The sequence below is a fragment of the Aeromonas sp. 6P genome, assembly GCF_051919525.1.
In the GTDB taxonomy this organism is placed as follows: domain Bacteria; phylum Pseudomonadota; class Gammaproteobacteria; order Enterobacterales; family Aeromonadaceae; genus Aeromonas; species Aeromonas veronii.
This window is the reverse complement of the sequence record NZ_JBQBEO010000002.1, coordinates 2,151,825-2,169,611: the sequence shown is the minus strand read 5'-3', so window position 1 is coordinate 2,169,611 and position 17,787 is coordinate 2,151,825. Positions and strand designations below refer to the sequence as shown.

The 17,787-nt window shown below is 57.4% G+C and carries 12 protein-coding genes; 6 read left to right on the top strand and 6 right to left on the bottom strand.

Annotated elements, in window-relative coordinates:
• Positions 1-34: 34 nt before the first annotated feature.
• The 5 genes from ACTG2J_RS10195 to cmoM all read right to left on the bottom strand — a co-directional run bounded on the left by ACTG2J_RS10195 (position 35) and on the right by cmoM (position 8,055).
• Positions 35-652 carry a hypothetical protein gene (locus tag ACTG2J_RS10195; protein ID WP_162628425.1) on the bottom strand — a complete coding sequence of 206 codons (618 nt, stop codon included), beginning with the start codon at positions 650-652 and terminating at the stop codon, positions 35-37.
• A 61-nt stretch (positions 653-713) separates the two neighbouring features.
• The gene (mukB, locus tag ACTG2J_RS10190) at positions 714-5,141 is read right to left on the bottom strand and encodes a chromosome partition protein MukB (RefSeq protein WP_113740012.1); all 4,428 of its coding nucleotides are present in this window, start codon (positions 5,139-5,141) and stop codon (positions 714-716) included.
• A gap of 3 nt (positions 5,142-5,144) precedes the next feature.
• The gene (gene mukE, locus ACTG2J_RS10185) at positions 5,145-5,864 is read right to left on the bottom strand and encodes a chromosome partition protein MukE (RefSeq protein WP_005336835.1); all 720 of its coding nucleotides are present in this window, start codon (positions 5,862-5,864) and stop codon (positions 5,145-5,147) included.
• A complete protein-coding gene (mukF, locus tag ACTG2J_RS10180) occupies positions 5,845-7,179 on the bottom strand; it encodes a chromosome partition protein MukF (RefSeq protein WP_113740011.1) in 1,335 nt (444 codons plus the stop codon). Before mukF ends, mukE begins: the two co-directional genes overlap by 20 nt.
• A gap of 99 nt (positions 7,180-7,278) precedes the next feature.
• Positions 7,279-8,055 (bottom strand): tRNA uridine 5-oxyacetic acid(34) methyltransferase CmoM, encoded by a 777-nt coding sequence (gene cmoM / locus ACTG2J_RS10175; protein ID WP_033113262.1) that lies wholly within the window; start codon positions 8,053-8,055, stop codon positions 7,279-7,281.
• 101 nt (positions 8,056-8,156) lie between these two features.
• Here cmoM and elyC point away from each other — a divergent pair, with 101 nt between their 5' ends.
• The 3 genes from elyC (at position 8,157) to pfkA (ending at position 10,939) form a co-directional block, all read left to right on the top strand.
• Positions 8,157-8,927 carry an envelope biogenesis factor ElyC gene (elyC, locus tag ACTG2J_RS10170; RefSeq protein WP_162628424.1) on the top strand — a complete coding sequence of 257 codons (771 nt, stop codon included), beginning with the start codon at positions 8,157-8,159 and terminating at the stop codon, positions 8,925-8,927.
• A 135-nt stretch (positions 8,928-9,062) separates the two neighbouring features.
• Entirely contained in the window at positions 9,063-9,818 is a 756-nt protein-coding gene (tpiA, locus tag ACTG2J_RS10165; RefSeq protein WP_047440675.1) for a triose-phosphate isomerase, read from the top strand.
• Positions 9,819-9,967: 149 nt separating this feature from the next.
• Positions 9,968-10,939 (top strand): 6-phosphofructokinase, encoded by a 972-nt coding sequence (pfkA, locus tag ACTG2J_RS10160; protein ID WP_005336840.1) that lies wholly within the window; start codon positions 9,968-9,970, stop codon positions 10,937-10,939.
• A gap of 1,610 nt (positions 10,940-12,549) precedes the next feature.
• Here the strand turns inward: pfkA and ACTG2J_RS10155 are convergent.
• Entirely contained in the window at positions 12,550-13,791 is a 1,242-nt protein-coding gene (locus ACTG2J_RS10155) for a dicarboxylate/amino acid:cation symporter (protein ID WP_005360943.1), read from the bottom strand.
• A 270-nt stretch (positions 13,792-14,061) separates the two neighbouring features.
• On the opposite strand from ACTG2J_RS10155, the gene ACTG2J_RS10150 reads away from it, so the two are divergent.
• The 3 genes from ACTG2J_RS10150 (at position 14,062) to ACTG2J_RS10140 (ending at position 17,530) form a co-directional block, all read left to right on the top strand.
• Positions 14,062-14,346 (top strand): pyrimidine/purine nucleoside phosphorylase, encoded by a 285-nt coding sequence (locus ACTG2J_RS10150; protein ID WP_043820279.1) that lies wholly within the window; start codon positions 14,062-14,064, stop codon positions 14,344-14,346.
• Between the two features lie 152 nt (positions 14,347-14,498).
• A complete protein-coding gene (locus ACTG2J_RS10145; protein WP_113740008.1) occupies positions 14,499-15,884 on the top strand; it encodes an L-serine ammonia-lyase in 1,386 nt (461 codons plus the stop codon).
• 275 nt (positions 15,885-16,159) lie between these two features.
• Positions 16,160-17,530: an L-serine ammonia-lyase gene (locus tag ACTG2J_RS10140; protein WP_005336844.1), complete on the top strand. Its 1,371-nt coding sequence runs from the start codon at positions 16,160-16,162 to the stop codon at positions 17,528-17,530.
• Positions 17,531-17,787 lie beyond the last annotated feature (257 nt).

The window sequence follows — 17,787 nt, the reverse complement described above, 5'->3', positions numbered from 1 at the left end:
ATTATCCTTGTTAAATAAAGCATCTAACATGAAATTATTTATCTATACTTTCATTTATGAAATCATTCAATGTTTTATCAATATTCTTACAAAAAACCTGATACTCATCATAAACACAACCAGATAGCGGAAGCTCTGGATTTATTTTATTATCTATGTGATGTCTGATATGCCAACGAGCCATGCAAATGTTCGTATAAATCGTTCTATATCTATCCATCCAGATGTTAAGCTTGCTTCGTTCTATTCCCCCGTTACTAAAAACCTCATCTCTAAAAACTCTAGTTTCACCAACCAAATATGACAACTCATTATTAATATCATCCAAATACCCATGAATAATTTGATATGATACTCGTTGGGAGCGATTAAGATGGATGGCGACATCAACAAAAAAACCATTAAAAACACAAGCTCTTATCTTGCTTGGAAATGCACCGCCAAACTCTTTATTACAGATATGCTTTATATTTCCCTCTAGAGTTAATTGTGAATTTTCTAACTGAGCATCAATATCGGAAAGCTCAAGAAACATATTATTTTTAATTCTATTTCTATTGATGCGAGCCTGTATAAATGCATAGAACTGAGCGGACAGAAATCCGACTATGGCTGTGACAATTGGCAGAACAACATCTTTGTCTATCACCATAATAGCCCTCTTCAATCTTTTGAAAACGGGAGGCCTGCCTCCCGTTTTCATACGTTACCTCTCAGGCAATCAGCTTGTCGTCGGCAAAGCCGAAGCCGCGCAGACCCACCACATGCACGTGCTCGTGCTTGCCCTGCACCTTGCGGATGAGCTTGTAGGTGGTGCCCTTCTCCGGGCTGATGTTCTCGGGCGCCGCGATAAGCAGCTGCATATCCTGCCGCTCGCACAGCTCGAACAGGGTGGCGATGGATTTGCCATCCAGACGGGCCGCTTCGTCGAGGAACAACAGACGGCAGGGGGCGATATCCTTGCCGCGCAGACGGCGGGACTCCTCCTCCCAACTGATCAGTACCATCAAGAGGATGGCCTGACCGGTACCGATCGCCTCGCCGGTGGAGAGCGCGCCGCTCTCGGCACGCAGCCAGCCATCGGCCCCGCGCTGCACCTCGATCTCCAGCTCCAGATAGTTGCGATAGTCGAGCAGCACGTCGCCCATCACCTGATAGCTGCGATCCCCCTGTTCGATCTGCGGGTTCAGGCGCTGGAACAGCTTGGCCATCGCCTCGGAGAAGCTGAGCTCCTTGTCGGCGAACAGATCGTTGTGCATGGCGGTTTGATCGGCCAGCGCCGTCAGCAGACGGGTGTGGGCCTCGCGGATATTGACGTTGAGGCGCACCCCGCGCACCAGACCGAAGGCGATGTTCTGCAAGCCCTGGTTGAGCACCCGGATACGGTTCTGCTCGCGGCGGATGATGTTGGTGATCTTGGCCGCCACCTCGTGAGAGGAGAGCGACAGGTGGGTTTCCCGCTGCTTGAGTTCGTCTGCCAGACGCGCCAGCTCGATCTCCATCTCCTCGATCGCCTCCACCGGATCATCGGAGCGGATGATGTCGTTGCGGATGCGATCTTTGAGGTAACGGTAAACCTGCACGTAGAAGGCCACCTTCTGCTCGGTGCTGCGGTTGCCCTCCGACAGTCGCAGCGCATCGCGCAGGGCCTCGTCGTGGGCCACAGCCACTCGCAGGGCGCCGAGGGCCTTGTCAGACATGGAGCGCAGCTCGTCGCTGTCAAGATACGCCAGCTCGCGCTTGTTGAGGCGCTTCTCGACGTCGGTCTCCCGCGCCAGACGCACCACCCGCGACCAGCTCGCTTTGTGACCCACCAGAGATTTACGGGCGCTGTAGTAATCCTTGCCTTCCAGCTTGAGACGGCCGCCAAGGGATTCGATCTCTCGCTTGGTGACCTGCAACTGGGCCTCGGCGCTGGTGCGACGGGAACGGGTGCGGATCAGCAGCTCTTCAATCTCTTTCTTGTGGGCGCGCGCCTTCTCTTCCATATCGTCAGAGAGGGTCAGCCCCATGGCCGCCAGCTCCTGCTCGAACTCGGTCAGGGTCTGGCGCTTGGCCTCGACGCTGGAGTTGAAGGCGGTGCGCAGCTGCAACGCCTCGGTGTGACGCTGGGCAATCTGCTTGTGCTGCTCGCCAGCAGTGCGGGCCGCAAGCTCGGCCGCTTTCAGCTTCTCTTTGAGTCGCTCGCTCATCTCGGAGGCCTTGCCCAGCAGGTCTTGCGCATCCTGATAGGCAAAGTGCGGCAGACGGGCCACCAGCTGATCGAGGGCATAGCAACGGCGCTTCTGCGCGGCCAGCAGGTCGCTCACCTCATCGTAAGCCGCCTGCAGGGCGGCAAGATCCTGCGGATCCTGACGCAGCACTTGCACCATGGTTTCCAGCTTTTCCAGCGACTTGCCGTGTTTGGCGATAAAGGCTTCGGCCTGTTTCAGCGCTTCCACATCGGCGTGAGCCGCCTCGAGGCGGGCCGCCAGCTCTGTCTCGGCAAACAGGTGGGCAAAGGGCAGCATCCCCTGCACCAGCTGGATATGGCGAGTCAGCTGGGCAGCAGCCGCTTTGGCATCACTCAGCTGCTTGTCACACTCGCCGATGGCTCCTTGCAGCGCGCGCAGCTCGGCCTGCTTGGCCTGCACTTCGGCTTCGGGATCGGGGCGGAAGGCGATATCCAGATGCTGGCCGATAAAGTCGCGGAAGTGACCGTAGAGACGGTGGTACTTCTGCTGCTCGAAGGCGGCCTTGGCGTAACCCTCGATCAGCCCTTCGCGTTCAAGATCAAGCTGCTCGATCCGTTTTTCCCGGGCGGCGCGACCAAACAGCGGCAGCTCGGGATAGCGGGAGAAGCGCACCTGACGCTTGCTGGTGCGCACCAGCACGGCGTCTCCCAGCTCTTCCGCTTCCACTAGGTCCTCGTCAAAGGAGTCGGGGTTGCCCTGAATCAGGTAGATATCTTCCGGGCAATCTTCCAGCTTTTTCAGCCGCTCGATGGCGCCCTCAAGGTCGAGCACCACCAGGGCGCTGCGAGCCGGGCCGTAGAGCGCGGAGTAGTAAGGGGCATCATCGATGGAGATGTCGTCGTAGACATCGGAGAGCAGCACGCCCCCCACCTGCTCGGCGATGCGAGCCAAGCGCGGATCCGCCTCGCCTGCCCCCAGTTGCAGGTTGCGAATTTGCAGCTCCAGCGCCTGTTTCTGCGCCGCAATGCGGTTGCTCTCCTGCTCGAACTCGCGCTCCTTGTCGAGCACAGTCTGCATACCGGCCGAAAGCTCTTCGGCGGTGGCGAGCGGCAAACCGCTCTGCTCGCGCAGCTGCTCGAGTTTTTCAAAGGATTTCAGCCAGCGCGGCGCCAACTTTGTGAGCTCCGCAATATCGCGGCCCAGCTGGGTGCCCTGATGCTCGAGGCTGGCGCGGCGCTGATTCACCTCCGCCTGCAGCTCGGAGAGCTCCTCCTGACGAGTGCGCTGAGCTTCGAGGAAAATTTCCAGCTCATCGCTGCTGGCAATCAGCTGGCCAGAGGCCTGCTGCAGCTCGTCACGCAACTTGAAGAGACTCTTCTGGCTTTCGCTCTCTTTCTCGAGGCGAGCCAGCGCGGCGCGAAGACCCTGCCCCTGGGCAATGCGAGCCTTGTCTTCGATGTGACGCTTGAGCAGCGCCTGCGCGGTAGGCCAGGCGGCCTCGCGCACTGTTTCGGGGGCGATGCTCAAAAGCAGCGCCAACGCCGCTTCATGCTCGGCCACCGCCGCTTTGGCCAGCGCCAATTGCTGCTCGGCCCCCAGCACCCGGCTGGTGAGGCTCTGCTCGGCGCTACGGAACTGGTGCAGGGTGTCGCTCGCCTGTTCGGCGGTCAGCCCCGGCAGCTCGCACTGCTCGCGGGCAGCATCGAGAGCCTGCACCGCCTGACGGTACTGGATGGCGCGGGTCTGCTGGATATCGAGCGCCTGCTGATAGTCGGCAAGTTGGGTCTTGAGGCTGTCTACTTCTGCCTGCGCCAGCTCCTTGCGCTCTTCCACTTCCAGCAGCTGGCAGTGGATCTCCTCCACTACCGCCTGCTGCTGTTCGAGTTTGTCAGAGAGATCCGCCAGATCGGCGCGGTACATCTCGATCTTCTTCTGCAAGCTGACGGCCGCCATCACCTTGGCCAGATGCTCGGAGGCAGACTCCAGCTCGTCGGTCAGCAGTTTCTCGCGGTTGGTGAGCTGCTCCACCTCGTCCGCCAGATAGATGGCACGCTGTTTCTCTTCGGCCAGAATGCGGCGCTTGTCGGCCAGCTCCTGGCGCGCCTTGAGGGCCAGCTCGGAGAGACGGCTCTTCTCGGCGGCGTTGCGCACATAGTCCGCCGCCACATAGTGGGTGGTCTCGGTGATCAGGTTCTTGAACAGATCCCGCTGACCCTGGGTCTCCTTGATGGCCTCCAGCGTGCGGCGGTTTTCATAGATGGCCGCCTCCATGTCTGCAAACGCCTTGCGCACCCCGGAGTTCTCCGGCAGCAAGTATTCGCGCAGGGAACGGCTGATGGACGAGGAGATACCGCCGTAGAGAGAAGCTTCGATCAGGCGATAGAACTTGCCGCGATCTTTTTGATCACGCAGCTTCTTCGGGGTGATGCCGAACTCGAACATGAAGTTGTGATAGTCGGTCACCGTATTGAATTTGGCGACTTTCAGCGCCCCCAGCTCGGCGGCCGCCCCTTTCAGATCGGTAAAGGCGCGTACCCGCCCCTTGCCGCCATCGAGCTTCTCCAGCAGCAGATCGGTCGGAGCCAGATTCTCCGGCACATCCACCAGCGCAAACGGGGTGATGTTGACCTTGTTGTCACGGTTGGCCACCTGTTCGAGATGGACGCCGACCCAGATCCGCTGTTCGCGGCTGTTCATCACTTCCAGCAGGGAATAGCAGTGGCCGCGCTGCAGCTTGCCGTAAAGCCCCTTGTCACGGGAGGCGCTGCTGGAGCCCGCTTCCGTGGTATTGCGGAAGTGAAGCAGTGACTGGTCGGGGATGAGCGCCGCGATAAAGGCCGCCATGGTGGTGGACTTGCCCGCGCCGTTGCCGCCGGACAGGGTAGTGACCAGCTGGTCGAGATCGAAGGTCCGGGCAAAGAAGCCGTTCCAGTTGACCATGGTCAGGGATTTGAACTTGCCTCGCACCGGTTATACCTCCAGATCCAGTTGTTCTTCATCGAGATCCGCCTCGATGTCATCAAAGAGCGAGTCGCTGCTCGGCATTTCGTCGTCGTGGAAGATGGCTTCACCCTCCTGGATCATCCGCAGCTGGACGGCGCGCGGATCTTCATCGGAGCGCACATCCGCGGCGAAACGGAACACCGATTCGTTGACCCGGAATTTATCTCCGTTGCCAAGGGCGGTGATCATGCCAAGGCGGCGCAGACGGCGCATGGAGGTGCGGATCTTTTCGAGCAGCTTCTTCTTGTCGAGATCGGTACCGCCGGAGCGGCTGTTGACCATCCGCAGCAGCTGCTTCTCGTCGGCGAGGCTCAGCACCTCTTCTTGCAGCTCGGCCATGGCGAACACCCCTTCCGAGGCGAGACGATCAGGGCTCAGGTAGAGGTAGCAGAGCACCTTGCCCACCAGCATATCGAGCTCGGAGAGCACAGTAGTACCGATGTCGGAGCTCGGGCGCGGGCGCAGGTAGAAGAAGCCTTCCGGCGCCTTGATCAGCTCCACCTGATAGCGGCCGTAGAAGATCTCCAGCTCGCTGTGATATTCGACCAGCGCCGAATGCTGCTCGAACTCGTCGGCACTGATGTGACGGCCGGAGCGCAAGGCGGTGTCGATGCGCGGAAACAAGGGGTTGGCAATCGCCTCTGCAAGGCGCAGCGGCAAGGGAAACTCAGAATTGATCAATGACATAGGCCTGAACCTTGGATCCAGCTTGGTTAATGGGTTTCCATGCGGGTTGGCGATGCAGTTCGCGCTCGCCGCTGGCATGGCCCAGGCGCACGGCCTGGTCGATCAGAAGACGCGCCACATCGAAGTGGGCATGAGCCGGGTAGTCCAGCAGGTATTCGCGCAGCACATCGGCCAGATCCAGCTGCTGGCCCTGCTCGGGGTAGCGGGCCAGATAACGCTCGATGCGCTCGGCCAGCTCCTGGTTGATGTCCACCATCTCGACGTACTCCATCTCGAGGGGCACCTCACCGGTCACCTCCTCGTCGTGGATGGCGATGGTTTCATCGCGCAGCTCCAGCAGACGGGGCTCTTCGGCCACCCGCAGCTGCCAGTTGTGCTGCTCGAAATTGCGGATGGACTCGCGCAGCCGCTGGCTGAAGGCGCGGTTCTTGTCCATGTCGATGGCGTTGCGGATAAATTTGTGGACGTGCCTGTCGTAGCGGGACCAGAGCTCGATGCACTGCTGACCCCAGCTGGTGATGACGTCAAGGCGCCCTTGCAAGGCGTGAGTCAGCTCCTCGACGTGGAACAGATCGTCGCGCCCCTGCGCCGCTTCCTGAATATTGAGCAGCCCCGCCTGCAGGCGGTGGCCAGCAGCATCCAAAGTATCTTGCAGCTCGCGCAGGGTCTGGCCGGTCTCGTGCAGCAGCTTTTCGCAGCTGTGAATGGCATCGACCCAGTTCTGGGTCAGCAGGGCCGCGATTTCGCTCTTGACCTGATTCTGCTGCTCATCCATGGCGCGCTGGGTGAGATCGATACGTCCAAGGGTCTCTTCCAACGAGAAGGTGAGGCGCGGCAGCACCTCGGCATCCCACTGCTCGCGGGTGTTGGTCTCAAGCGCCGCCTTGCGGGCGGTGTCGAGCTCGGAAGCCAGGTGCTCGAGCAGAATGGAGAGCTTGATGGAATCAACCTGACGCTGATCCATAAAGAAGTCGACGATGCTCACGCCAAGGCGAGACAGGCGGTAGAGGCTCTCCCCCGCCACCATGTCGGTGTTGAAACGCGACAGCAGCTGCTGGCGAATAAGATCGTTGATGGCGTTGTTGGCGCGACCGGTGAGGGTCTCGTCCATCTGGCCGAAAGCGCTGCTGACATAGCCAAAGGCATCGTGCAGCGCTGCTTCCGACAGGTCCGACTCATCTTCGGACAGGGTCTTGATTGCAATCAGAAAGGCCAGCCGGTCGGTCGGCAGGCTCAACGCCAACCCCTCCTGCCTGATCCACCCTACTAGCTCCGGCAAAGAACGCTCTGGCAGGGTACGGGATGTACTCATCATGATGTTGTCATCTCGTTGTTGTATTGGGCGCAAAATCGTGCGCGCGGCTACATCCGGTAGCATCGAAACATGGTTCACATCGACGTGAACCGCGAGCAATCAGCTGGCCGGCTTCTGGGCCATCACATGGATATAGCGACCGAGGGAGACAAAAGGCTCCTGACGGCAATATTGCTGCTCCATGGCCAGCAAATCGTCGAACTTCTCCACCTGATCCTGCTTGTGACGCATATAGTCGTGGATCACCCGCACCCCGGTCTTGCCGATGATGCGCAGCCCCCCGCGACCAATCCAGTCATAGACCTGCTCCGGCAGCTGGGGATTGGTGGGCGTAAGCGCAGTCTGACGCTTCTTGCGAAGACCAAGGCGCACATAGTCAAAATTGCCCACCACCAGGCTCTGGAACAGCAAACCATGACGGTTGTAAAAAAGCAGCGACAGTATGCCCCCGGCATTGACGAAAGGGAACAGACCCAGCAAGGTCTGGCGCGGCTCGGCGAGCCACTCCAGCACCGCATGGCAGAGCACCAGATCAAAGGTCCCGGTTACGTGTTGCTTCAGATCCTGAATGGGGCAATGGATGAGACGAATTTTGTCTTCCAGCCCCTTCTCGGCGATCTGGCTGCGGGCCAGCTCCAGCATTTCTGCTGACAGATCGCACAGCTCCACCTGATGACCCATGGCCGCCAGCTTCTGGGCGAAATAGCCAAAACCGCCCCCCGCATCGAGGATGCGCAGCGGTCGGTTGCCAAGGCGGGCCAGGCAGGCTTCGATGTCGCTCCAGACAATGGTGGTGCGGATGCGCCCCTTGGTGGAGTCGTAAATGTTGCGTGCGAACTTGTCGGCGCGCCCGTCAAAACTCTGATCGTGCTTCAAGGAGAAACTCAACATTAGCGCCACAGGGTTGTGGCCATCCCAAAAAAGAGAGGTATTCTGTCACATCCCGAATTTGCTGAAAACTCAAGGAAGTGTCTGCCGTGTTTGTGCTCAAAAAGTGGCTTGGTCAACTGTTAATGCCGCTCCCCTTCTCCCTCTCCCTGCTGCTGGTCGCCCTGCTGCTGCTCTGGTTCACCCGTTTTCAGAAAACCGGCAAGCTGCTGGCGACTCTCTCGCTGCTTCTGGTCGCCCTGCTGGGAATGCGGCCGGTGAGCTACGAACTGGCCCGCGGGCTGGAGCAGACCTTCCCGCCGTTCGAGGTGAGCCAGCATCCCAACGTCGAGGCGATCGTGGTGCTCGGCAATGGCCATGTCAGCGACCCGGCGGTGCCCGAGCGCTCCTGGCAAAACAATATCGCCCTGGCCCGCACTCTCGAAGGGGTTCGCCTCGCCCAGGCCTATCCCGACGCCGAGCTGGTTTTCTCCGGCTATGTATCGGGGGATACCCTCTCCAATGCCGAGGTCAATGCCCGGATGGCCGAGAGCCTCGGCATTCCCCGCGCGCGAATGACGTTGTTTGAAAACAACAAAGACACTCATGATGAAGCGGTCAGTATCAGCCGCCATCTGAAAGGAAAAGAGGTGGCGCTGGTCAGTTCGGCCACTCATTTGCCACGTGCCATGGCCCTCTATCAGGGCCAGGGACTCAATGCCGTGCCGGCCCCCACCGATTACACCGCCAAGCAGAGCCAGGTACCCCAGCCCCTCTACAGTTATTTACCCAAAGGGCGTTATCTGATGTATTCCGAAGCTGCCATCCACGAATGGATTGGGGTATGGTGGGCTCGCTTGCGGGGGCAGGTTAACGAATGAGCGATCAAGCGTTTCATTCCTGATTTGGATCAGGAAAGCGAAAAAAAATTACGTCATTTGCCGCCGGGTCAGCTATCTTGGGCTCGGTTCAATTCATATAATGTCGCGCAATCAAATGCCTAGGAGATATACAAGATGAGACAGCACCTGGTAATGGGTAACTGGAAACTGAACGGCACCAAAGCTTCTGTAGAAGCTCTGATCAAAGGACTGACCCCGGCTGCTGCCGCTCATCCTTCTGTGCAAGTCGCCGTCTGCCCGCCGGTTATCTTTTTGGGTCTGGTTGAGCAACTGACCGCTGGCAGCAAGATTGCCTACGGTGCCCAGAACGCTGACGTTCACGAGTCTGGTGCCTTCACCGGCGAAAACGCCCCCTCCATGCTGAAAGCCTTTGGTTGCACCTACTCTCTGGTCGGCCACAGCGAGCGTCGTACCCTGCACGCAGAGACCGACGACGTGGTTGCAGCCAAGTACGAAGCCATCCAGAAAGGCGGCCTGATCCCGGTTCTGTGCATCGGTGAAACTCTGGAGCAGTTCGAAGCCGGCGTGACCAAGAACGTGGTTGAGACCCAGCTGAAAGCCGTTATCGACCGTTGCGGTATCGCCTCCTTCAACAACGCCGTTATCGCTTACGAGCCGGTATGGGCCATCGGTACCGGCAAGACTGCCACTCCGGAAATCGCTCAGTCCGTTCACGCTCACATCCGTCAGTACCTGGCCGGTTTTGATGCCGCCGTTGCTGCCAAAGTACAGATCCTGTACGGCGGTTCCGTTACTGGCGCCACTGCAGCCGACCTGTTCGGTCAGCCGGACATCGACGGTGGCCTGGTCGGTGGTGCGTCCCTGAAAGTGGACGACTTCTCCCAGATCATCGCTGGCGCTGCCAAGTAATCGCTGATTACGGCAAAGAGAGGGGCTCGTCCCCTCTCTTGTATCGCTTTTCCTATGGTGGCCCCCGCATCCCATATGAAAGCCGATATAGTAAAAGTGGCTTGTCTATTTAAACATTCGTATTTGACAACTCAGATCCAGAGGCACTCATGACCAAACAAATCAAACGTATTGGTGTTTTGACCAGTGGTGGCGACGCACCGGGTATGAACGCAGCCATTCGCGCCGTGGTTCGCGCCGGTTTGCATCATGGCCTGGAAGTTTACGGTATTTATGATGGCTACCTCGGTCTGCACCAGGATCGTATCGTCAAGCTGGAGCGTCACAGCGTCTCCGACGTGGTGAACCGTGGTGGTACTTTCCTCGGCTCCGCCCGTTTCCCTGCCTTCAAAGACCCCGCAGTGCGCGCCGAAGCGATCGAAAACCTGAAAAAGCACGGTATCGATGCGCTGGTCGTCATCGGTGGTGACGGCTCCTACATGGGTGCCAAGAAGCTGACCGAAGAGGGTTTCCCCTGCATCGGCCTGCCGGGCACCATCGACAACGATATCGCCGGTACCGACTTCACCATCGGTTTTGATACCGCTCTGAACGTGGTGGTTGACGCCATCGACCGTCTGCGCGACACCTGCAGCTCCCATCACCGTATCTCCGTGGTCGAGATCATGGGTCGCCACTGTGGCGATCTGGCCATGTCTGCCGCCGTTGCCGGTGGTGCCGAGTATGTGATCGTGCCGGAAGTAGCCTTCGACAAAGAGAAGCTGCTCAAGCAGATCAAGGAAGGCGAAGCCAAGGGCAAGAAGCACGCCATCATCACCATCTGCGAGCACGTTACCGACGTGAACGCACTGGCTAAAGACATCGAAGCCCTGACCGGTCGTGAAACCCGCGCCACCATCCTGGGCCACATCCAGCGTGGCGGTGCCCCGACTGCCCGTGACCGCATCATGTCCAGCCGTATGGGTGCTTACGCCGTTGAGCAGCTGCTGGCTGGTCACGGTGGTCGCTGCGTCGGTATCCAGCGCAACGAGCTGGTCCACCACGACATCATCGACTGCATCGAGAACATGAAGCGTCCGTTCGATCAGGAGCTGTACAACCTCTCCACCACCCTGTTCTAAGCCTCGCGGCTTTTAACCGGCTGTTGATGACAAAAACCCTCCATCGGAGGGTTTTTTTATATCTCAAGCAAATGGTGCATCGGCACGCTGTTTGCCCCTCACCATACGGGTTGCCTGATTCCCAACCCTTGCTCCGTCTGTCGGATCGTTAACGTCCACCTCCTCGCACCAACCGATATCAGCCAAAGATACCGTTCCGGTATTGTCGTGGATCTTTTATCACTGCGAACCGGATTGCGTTGACCTGCGCTCTGTCGACCCTGAAGCGAGCTTGTTCAGCCTCCTCGTCATACGCCGCTTTTTATATCTCAATCTTGCAGAAGGGATTCAGATCTCTTCCCCAACCATGCTCCGGCGCAGTTCTCGTATTGCACTCACATGACTCACGCAGATGCATCGCCCACGCAAATCGCTACTCGCGCCCAGCCCAGCCCAGCCCAGCCCAGCCAGAGAATACGCCTCTGGCCTATTGCGCACCTCACTCTTGCTGCGGCCATGTCGACTCCGAGGCCGACGGGGAAATTGGCGGTGATAAAACAGCCAGCTGCCACTCTATATCCCCCCGATGCACGGCTCTCCTCCCTATGCCCCCAGTGTTTTGCTGTAAAAATGCGGAGACTCTGGACTGATAAAGTGATGGTGCGACAAGGGTTGGCAACCAGACTCTCTCCATAGACTTCTTTTGGATGGGCTATCTACGTCAGGAATCGTCAAACTATGGTCTTGAACACTTTTTATGGCTTCAATGACACTATTACAAGGGTGAAAACTTATAAAAAGCCATTTGAGCTCCATACAAAACCCATCACAAAACCAACCAGTAGCTCAACAACCAATTGAATTTAAATGAAATAATCATAAAAACAGAATCTTGAATGCCTGACCTGCCATGGCAGGTGATAAAATCAGCTCAATATGACAAAAATAGCCATCTCAACCAACCACGAACATAAAGCAGTTATTTTATCAACTTACACCTTGTTTTACCCCCTTGTTATGGTATCTTGACTGCATCAACCAACAACTTAGGGAGAGAAAAATGAAAGAGTTTGTCGTTACTGCCGTTTTCACGGTGTTTTTCACCCTGGTTGCTGTCTCTCTGCCCTCACTGTCACAGTTCTGAGCCGGATAGAGAGGCATCAATCCGGACCGACTCTCTTTGCCATGTCTGTTTAATCGCCATCAACTGGCGCTTTTCAGTGACAATGCCGAGATGGTCAACATAGATATGATTTCATCACGTTGACGCTGTTTCTTTCGCCACAAGGGTGTAACTAGGATGGTTTAACCATATGGCCTGATGGAGTAGAACCAGCAGCAGATCATATCCGAGGGGAGCAAGGCTCCCCTTTTTGTTACCCGCCATTTGACAATCCCCTACCCCGGCATCTACAACAGGCCGGTTGACGCCATACGGCCCATGCCCACAACTGATGTTTTCCCTCCCATGCTCTCCATTCAACACAGCTAAATCCGTCAGCAATCTCTTGTGCACACCTTTGCTCTGATACTTGTCCGGCAGATATAAAAAAGCCCCCGCCATCATGGCAGGGGCTCGCGTTACCCAGTGTCAGCTTAAGGCTGTTATATCTCAGTCCAGCTCAAAGCAGTTATGCCTTGTTCCAGCGCTCTGGGTCATATTCCGGGCTGAAGCGGTCAACAATGACAGCACAGGCCGCATCGCCGGTGATATTGAGGGAGGTGCGGATCATGTCGAACAGACGATCCAGCGCGAACAGCAGCGGCAACCCTTCAATGGGGATCCCGGCCGCCAGCAGCACGGCAACCACCAGGAAGCTTGGGCCCGGCACACCGGCCTGGCCGATCGCCCCCAGAGTGGAGGTCACAATGATGGCCGCCCAAGCACCGACGCTCAGATCGATGTTGTAAACCTGCGCGAAGAAGATGGCGACCAGACCGTAATAGATGGCGTTGCCACTCATGTTGATGGTGGCACCCAGCGGCAACACAAAGGAAGCGGTCGCGTTGGTCACTTTCAGATCATGCTCGCAGGTCTCCATATTGACCGGCAGGGTCGCCATGGAAGAGGCGGTGGAGAAGGCCACGATCTGCGGCTTCTTCATGGCAGAGAGGTACTTCATCACCGGCGTGTTGGAGAACATCATCACCAGCAGCGGATAGACCACGAAGCCGAAGATAAGGATGGCTGCCACATAAACCACGAACAGCTTGAGTACAAGGGTCAGCACGTCGAAGCCATAGGTACCGATGGCTTCCGCCATCAGACCGAACACCCCGAGCGGTGCGATGATCATCACCTTGTTGATCATCCAGACAAAGGCATCCACCAGAGTATTGAGCCCATCGACCAGTGGCTTGGCCCGCTCGCGTGGTTGTTTGGCCAGCGCAATGCCGAGGAACATGCAGAACACCAGGATCTGCAGGATGTTCGCTTCGTTGAGGGAGTTGAAGACGTTGGTGGGGATCATGCCAAGCAAGGTGGCGACTGCATCCGGCAGCGCCCCTTTATCGGCGTAGTCACCGCCAAACATGGAGGCAACGGAAGCGAAATCGACCCCGACACCCGGTTTGAAGATCTGCCCCATCACCAGCGCCAGCAACACGGCCAACGCTGAGGTCACGAGGAAGAAGGCCAGCGTAGCCGCACCGATCTTGCCCGCAGCCGGGCTGGCGCCCAGATTGGCGGCGCCGGAGAGGATGGCAACCGCCACCAGCGGGATCACCAGCATCTTGATCAGCTGGATAAACAGGGTACCGAGCGGTGCAAACACGGTGGCTTGTTCACCCATGAACGCGCCGACCACTGCGCCCAGTACCATGGCGACCACAACCTGGAAGCCGATGTTTTTAATGAGTCCTTTAGTTAACACAATATGTTCCTTTATGTAGCAAAATTCACACTTTTCCCAGTGCAATTAACCAAACAGGGGAATGAGCGGCTGCCCATTCCCCTGTTTGCGCGTGTTATCTCACATTTAATTGCTGTTTTAAATCAGCAAATCATTAACCTTGGCTATTAATAAGTTTGCGAAAAAGTGAAGATTCAAAGCGGTCTCGGCGATTTTTCCCTCATCCCCCATGACAACTGGCAAAAGATTGTGCTAGTTTGGCTGCACAAACGTACACACAGGGATGTAAAGATGCTGAAAGTTAACGAGTATTTCGACGGAAATGTAAAATCCATCGGTTTCGAACAAAAAGGCGAGAAATCAACCGTCGGGGTGATGAACGCCGGTGACTACCTGTTCAACACCGCCGCCCCAGAACGGATGACAGTGATCAAGGGCGCCCTCACCATCCAGCTGGCTGATGAAGATGAGTGGCACACCTACAGCCAGGGTGAATCCTTCCTGGTGGCCGGTCACTCCTCCTTCAAACTGGAAGTGAAAACCCCCACAGCTTATCTGTGCGAATTTATCGACTGATCAGGCCGGTTGAAGGGGAGCAGCCCCTTCAATCTTCTTGGTTTCCCCAGACCCATTATCTGTGTCCATGTCACAGCACCGCACATCCCCGCTTTCCATCCACGTCAAAAATCCTAGAATAAACAGACATAAACCATCACCGGATTGATGTCATGATCAGCGTGTTTGACCTGTTTTCCATCGGAATTGGCCCCTCCTCTTCCCATACTGTCGGCCCCATGCGTGCATCCTATGCTTTCGTCCAGCAGCTCAAGCTGCAAGGCCATCTGCCACAGGTCACGCGGGTCGAAGTGGAGTGTTACGGCTCGCTGGGCCAGACCGGCAAAGGGCACGGTACCGGCAAGGCAATCATTCTGGGGTTATCGGGCTTTGAACCGGAATCGGTCGATATCGATGCGATTCCCGCCATTCTGGCTCGAGTGGAAAAGGAACAGAACCTGCAGCTGGCAGGCGAACAACCAAGCCATTTTCCCCGCACCGGTGCCATCATCTTCAACCGCCGAAAAACCCTGCCGGCCCACACCAATGGCATGACTCTGCGCGCCTTTGATAAAGAGGAAAACCTGCGCTTCAGCCAGACCTACTACTCCATCGGGGGCGGCTTCATCATTGAAGAGAGCCACTTTGCCACCGCCAAAGAAGAGGCCGCCAAGTCCGATGCCGAACATCCAGTCCCCTACCCGTTCGACAGCGGCGCCCAGCTACTGGCCCACTGTCAGGAGAGCGGCCTCTCCATCTCGGGGCTTATCCTCGCCAATGAGCGGGTATTTCGTAGCGATGAGCAGATAAAAGCGGGGCTGCGCAAGATCTGGCAGGCGATGCAGGGCTGCGTCGAGCGAGGCTGCAAGAGCGAAGGGGTGCTGCCGGGCGGCCTCAAGGTTCGGCGCCGCGCCCCGGGGCTGTTCCGCCAGCTAAGCTGCGAGACCAACTTCAACAAGGATCCGCTGATGGTGATGGAGTGGGTCGACTTGTTTGCGCTGGCCGTCAACGAGGAGAACGCCGCCGGTGGTCGGGTGGTGACCGCCCCCACCAATGGCGCCGCGGGCATCATTCCCGCCGTGCTGCACTACTACGATCGCTTCGTCCACAAGGTGGATGACGAGACGCTGATCCGCTACTTCCTCACCGCGGCTGCCATCGGCATCTTATATAAGAAGAACGCCTCCCTCTCCGGCGCCGAAGTGGGTTGTCAGGGAGAAGTGGGAGTCGCCTGTTCCATGGCGGCTGGCGCACTGACCGAACTGCTGGGTGGCAGCCCGGCCATGGTGGAGAACGCCGCCGAAATAGGCATGGAGCACAATCTCGGCCTCACCTGCGATCCTATAGGCGGACTGGTGCAGGTACCCTGCATCGAGCGCAACGCCATGGGGGCGGTCAAGGCGATCAATGCCGCCCGCCTCGCCCTGCGCGGCACCGGCGAGCACAAGGTGTCGCTCGACAAGGTGATCAAGACCATGTGGGAGACCGGCAACGACATGAAGACCAAATACAAGGAGACGGCCCGTGGCGGCCTCGCCGTTAACATTACCGAATGTTAAAAAACGGCAAATGACTCCATTTGGTTCCGAAATGCCCGGCATCGCCGGGTATTTTTATGGGCAAACGCTTAACAAAATGGATAAGCACAAAAATAAATTTTATACTCGCGCCTCAGATTCAACAAAAATAGATCTATTTCAACTTTTTTTAGGTCTGGAGCCGTTACACTACGGTTATCTGGTTCTGTGACCTGCGCTGACAAGCGCGTTCCATGGATCTCCCAAATTTCTGTGAGTGGGCATGCCGCCCCCTTCTACCCTGAGGTAATAGTGACATGATCAGCGTTTTTGATATCTTCAAAATCGGTGTAGGCCCCTCTTCTTCCCACACTGTTGGCCCGATGAAAGCGGCCAAACAGTTTGTTGACGAGCTGCGCGCGGGCGGCAAGATCCGCGATGTAACCCGGATCAATGTCGACGTTTACGGCTCCCTCTCCTGGACCGGCAAAGGCCACCATACCGACACTGCCATCATCATGGGCCTGGCTGGCAACCTGCCGGAAAATGTCGATATCGATGCCATCCCCGAGTTTATCTCCCGTGTTGAGCAGACCGAGCGCCTGCCGATCGGCCTGCACTGCCACACTGTCAGCTTCCCGCGCGACGCCATGGTATTCCACGACGAAGCCCTGCCACTGCACGAAAACGGCATGAAGCTGACTGCCCTGATCGAAGATGAAGTGGTTTACAGCAAGACCTACTACTCCATCGGTGGCGGTTTCATCGTTGACGAAGAGAACTTCGGCAAGGCTGACAGCGGCGACATGTCCGTACGCTATCCGTTCAAGAGCGCCGCCGAGCTGGTTGCCCATTGCAGCCAGACCGGTCTCTCCATCTCTGCTCTGATGATGGAAAACGAGAAGTGCTTCAACACTCCGGAAGAGATCTACAAGAAGTTCGGCAAGATCTGGAACACCATGCGCGAAGGTATCGAGCGCGGTTGCCGTACCGAAGGCGTTCTCTCCGGCCCGCTGCGCGTACCCCGTCGTGCCGCGCCGCTCTACCGTCAGCTCAACACCAACGAGAACCTCTCGAGCGATCCGATGAACATCGTTGACTGGGTCAACATGTTCGCTCTGGCAGTCAGTGAAGAGAACGCTGCCGGTGGCCGCGTGGTCACCGCCCCGACCAACGGCGCTGCCGGTATCATCCCGGCCGTACTGGCCTACTACGACAAGTTCATCCAGCCGGTTGGCCGCGACGAATACACCCGCTTCTATCTGGCTGCCGGTGCCGTCGGCATCCTCTACAAGATGAACGCCTCCATCTCCGGCGCCGAAGTGGGCTGTCAGGGTGAAGTGGGTGTCTCATGCTCCATGGCCGCTGCCGGTCTGACCGAGCTGATGGGCGGTAGCCCGGAGCACGTCTGCGAAGCTGCCGAGATCGGCATGGAACACAACCTGGGTCTGACCTGTGATCCGGTTGCCGGTCAGGTACAGGTGCCTTGCATCGAGCGTAACGCCATAGCAGCCATGAAGGCAGTCAACGCCTCCCGTATGGCCCTGCGTCGTACCTCCAAGCCGCGCGTCTCTTTGGACAAGGTGATCGAGACCATGTACATCACCGGCAAGGACATGGACTCCAAGTACCGTGAAACCTCCCGTGGTGGTCTGGCCATCAAGGTGATGCAGGTTGCTTGCGAATAAATAGGGGTTGCGACCCTCATCTGAACAAAGGCGGGATATCCCGCCTTTTTTATTGCCCGAATGGGATGCCGGGCACTTATACCGGCATACCGACCATTTCACTGTAGGGCGTCGCTGATATACCCCTGCTATGCCACCGCAATGCGGATTGCCTTGTCTGCATACCTCTCTGATGACATACCTTGATTAACTCTTCTCAATGCATTGAGAGGGACATTACGCCCCGATATGAAACCTTTACCTGCTATCTTGCCCCA

Bases quoted from the DNA above. Each gene is read 5' to 3' on its own strand.
- tpiA (WP_047440675.1), top strand. From the start codon at position 9,063: ATGAGACAGCACCTGGTAATGGGTAACTGGAAACTGAACGGCACCAAA.
- mukE (WP_005336835.1), bottom strand. From the start codon at position 5,864: ATGTCATTGATCAATTCTGAGTTTCCCTTGCCGCTGCGCCTTGCAGAG.
- ACTG2J_RS10140 (WP_005336844.1), top strand. From the start codon at position 16,160: ATGATCAGCGTTTTTGATATCTTCAAAATCGGTGTAGGCCCCTCTTCT.
- pfkA (WP_005336840.1), top strand. From the start codon at position 9,968: ATGACCAAACAAATCAAACGTATTGGTGTTTTGACCAGTGGTGGCGAC.
- ACTG2J_RS10145 (WP_113740008.1), top strand. From the start codon at position 14,499: ATGATCAGCGTGTTTGACCTGTTTTCCATCGGAATTGGCCCCTCCTCT.
- ACTG2J_RS10195 (WP_162628425.1), bottom strand. From the start codon at position 652: ATGGTGATAGACAAAGATGTTGTTCTGCCAATTGTCACAGCCATAGTC.
- mukF (WP_113740011.1), bottom strand. From the start codon at position 7,179: ATGATGAGTACATCCCGTACCCTGCCAGAGCGTTCTTTGCCGGAGCTA.
- ACTG2J_RS10150 (WP_043820279.1), top strand. From the start codon at position 14,062: ATGCTGAAAGTTAACGAGTATTTCGACGGAAATGTAAAATCCATCGGT.